Origin of the sequence: Cecembia lonarensis LW9 (assembly GCF_000298295.1) — a bacterium.
In the GTDB taxonomy this organism is placed as follows: domain Bacteria; phylum Bacteroidota; class Bacteroidia; order Cytophagales; family Cyclobacteriaceae; genus Cecembia; species Cecembia lonarensis.
Genome location: NZ_AMGM01000159.1, coordinates 1 through 3,315, shown reverse-complemented (window position 1 = coordinate 3,315; position 3,315 = coordinate 1). Strand labels below are relative to the sequence as shown.

Below are 3,315 nucleotides of genomic sequence, written 5' to 3'. Positions count from 1 at the left end.
ATAATAATTATTCATGAAAAATCTTAACTCAAATTCAAGGCATTTAAATTTCCTAATTTTTATTTCAATCATTTTTTTCTCTTGTAAAAATGATCTAAAAGTAAGTGTATTTGAGCCTCTTCCAAATGAGGTAGTTTTAAAACATATCCAACAAGATTCTTTATTCAATGATTTTTATAAAAATGTGAGAAAACTATCGGATAGCGTTTTTATTTCCAAATCCAATTTCCCACAATTTTCTTCACTTCAATATTATGAACTTTACAATTCGCAGAAAGAATACAACGAAAATGTTAAAAAATTATTTACTGATCAAAATGTAAGAAAAAAATGGCTGGAATTTTTTGGAAGAGATCTTGAAAAATTAAAAAGTGATTCTTTAAAATTCCTTAACTACATTAAAGAGAATGACTATCGAAAATTTGTTGATATTGAACCTCTTAAAGTTTATAAAATTCAACCTTTAGGGCAGGTTCATTATTTTATTGATTTATCAATAAAACCTAAAAATGGATTAGGAATTAGAAAATTAATGGGAAATGTTTACATCCTACCGAAATCAGAAATTTTTGATTCATTGAAAATCAATTCTATTTTTTATAATGAAGCTTTTTTTTCATTTACAGGATATGAAAAAAATAAATTTATTTTGTCAGCTAGAAATAGTAATGGTGATTTTTACAGATTTTCTGACATTCCAGTCGAAGTCATTAGCCAGGAATACAATTTTCATTTCAAAATCACTGATTTAGTAGTTGATGATAAATTCATTGATCCTAGCTTCAAGAATATACCAAATTCTATGAAAGAAATTCTAAGAGGTGAATATGAATTTTACAGGATAAATTATATAAAAGATTATATTAATGGAAACTTCAAAAATTACAATCAATTTATTTATGATTCCGCCTCACATATAGATAAATTAAGGTTCCCATTGGAACATCAATTTTTTAATGAAGGTTTTAAAATTTATTATAAATTAGAGGAGAAAATTGATGAATAATATATAAATAATTTAAAAGAAAACTTCATTAAACGTTTGAATTTAATTTCCTGTGTGCTTTAAGTAATTCCTTATTTACCAAAATTGCTTTTTCTGAAATTTCACAATTTGCAATCTCGTTTCTAAGGATTGAGTTTCTTTTTCTTCTTTCTCTAATTCCTTGGATAGCTTGGAATATCTCTTTTGATAGGTCGCTAATTTGATTTTCAAACTCTCTAATTTCTCCATGGTCCGAAAAAAAAGGTTTTTGTGAATGGTCATTTTCTTCATTTTCTTCATTCGGGATATTAGACTCGGAAAATAAAGGTTTTTTAGAGGCCTCATTTCCTTCATTTTCCCATTCCCATTTGAGAAAATAGTCCGCAATATCTAGGCCCTCGCTTTTCTCCTCATCCGTGGCCCGTGCCTCCAAATAGTCCGACACTTGAATATTTATCGCTGGAATGCTTTCTTTCAATTCTTTTGCCGTGTCCTTCCAAAGTTGGTAGCAATTCACTTTATCCGCTGGCTTTGATAGGTCGGGAAACAAAATGATATTCCTATTTACTAGAAACTTTACTTTGCTGGTCTTCAATCCTGCTTTGCCTCCACTTGCTAACCAAATCAATTCGGGCATCAATATGCTGGCAATAATGGCCGTTTTTTCGCTTTCAACTATCCCAATACTCTTTGAGTGATCGGAGGTAATTAAATGGCTTCCAAAGAGGCATTGATTAAGGTCGAAGTCTTCCAGCTTCAAAACTGAATGCACCCATGAATTTTTATTTTGTCGCTTTCCTGTGGAGGAGTCGTAAACCATTATTTTACCGCTTCTAATCTTATGCTTATGGTCTATTTGCCAAAAGATATTTGCGCCCTGCCATCTCTTTGAAGTACCAACTTTATAAACCTTTACCGCCTGCATGGCTTTTTCTTCTCCAAAGGCCCTTACAAGGAATTGGACAAAATTATTTTTATCGTATCCCTTAAGGCTGGCTTCCAAATACTCGCTTTCAATAAAGCTTTCCTTCCTAGGCCTCGGAGGAGTAAAGGGCCTTTGATCGCCCTTTTCCTCGCCCTCGGTTTTTTCTTCATGTACGGAAAAATGTTTATCGCATGAATGACAATATCCTTTATCCTCATAACCTTCATAAGAGGCAAATTTTCCATCCTTATTTGATTTCCCACACGGGCAAAATCTAACCTTTGACCGCTTTTTCTTAAAAGATAGTTTCTCCATCCTCTAGGTCATTTTTGGAAACAAAAACCATCATACCCATGGCTTCACGCTTTACATAGATTTTCAGGGCCTCTAATCGCTTTCTAAAACTTTGTTTTGATAGGAGTCTATGTCCATCCTCTAGCGCAAAGTTTTTATATTCCTGAAATAGGCTTTTCAATAGGATCTTATCCTCTAGGTCGGGTTTATATCCTTCCTCATCCAAAAACCGCATTACCGTGTCGGATTCGGTCCTGAAATTCTCCAGCGCTTTATCAATGGAGGGGCTCGGAGAAAATCCCTTTTGCTTCAATAATCTTTGGAGGCCTTCCAGCACCCAATTAAACACACCTGCCAACTCGCTTTGGATTATTTCTTTGTGCAAAGTCGGGTTTTGCTCTTCCTCGGGAATTGTTACTTCAAACGGGATAATAATAAACCGCCTAAAAAAAGCATTATTGAATTCCACATCCTTTGGGAGTTCGTTGGTATTGAAAATCAACTTCGCATAGTCTTCTATGGTCATAGGCTGGCCATAAGGTAAACGGGCCTCCATCGGTTCGCCCGACGCTAAGGATTTGAATTTTGCACTTTCCAATTTACCGCTTATCTCGCTGGCATAATTAACCAACTTATCCGCAATCATGGCCCTGTAATATCCGTTTGTATCTGTGAGGCTTTGCAAAGTAAATTCGCTCGTGTTATGGCTTCCTAATAATGCTTTCATAATCTCATAGAAAACGGATTTGCCGTTTGCACCTCCACCGTATAAGAATAAAGCCTTTTCCAGCTTCAAAAAACTTTGAGGCACAAAAACGTATCCTAGGAATTCCGATAAAACCGCCTGCTTATCTTTTTCGGGTAATACTCGGTTTAAATAAGCCATGAATTTTGGCGCTGTCGCATTCTTATTGTATTCGAATGGTAATTGATACCTCATAAAATCGGAGGAATTAAAAGGCCTCAAAAATGGCTTATCCGTAACTTCAAAAGTACCGTTCAAAAGGTTTATTAATACCCTGTCTTTGGTTTTTGGTGGAATGGGTAAATATTCTGAGGAAATAAATTGCTTAAATAGATTCTCTCTGAATTTGTAATATTTAGCCGTATA

General features: G+C 34.3%; 3 protein-coding genes. 1 reads left to right on the top strand and 2 read right to left on the bottom strand.

The features are described from left to right. The first annotated feature begins 13 nt into the window (after positions 1-13). Complete coding sequence (locus B879_RS20440; RefSeq protein ID WP_009187132.1) at positions 14-1,006, top strand: hypothetical protein; 993 nt, start codon at positions 14-16, stop codon at positions 1,004-1,006. Between the two features lie 28 nt (positions 1,007-1,034). Here the strand turns inward: B879_RS20440 and B879_RS20435 are convergent, their stop codons facing one another. Both B879_RS20435 and B879_RS20430 read right to left on the bottom strand, forming a co-directional pair. Continuing rightward, positions 1,035-2,225 carry a DUF6371 domain-containing protein gene (locus B879_RS20435; protein ID WP_009187131.1) on the bottom strand — a complete coding sequence of 397 codons (1,191 nt, stop codon included), beginning with the start codon at positions 2,223-2,225 and terminating at the stop codon, positions 1,035-1,037. Continuing rightward, positions 2,206-3,315, bottom strand: a 1,110-nt coding sequence (locus tag B879_RS20430; protein ID WP_040401449.1) for a DNA primase family protein, incomplete at its 5' end; no start/stop codon positions are given. The genes B879_RS20430 and B879_RS20435, both read right to left, overlap by 20 nt.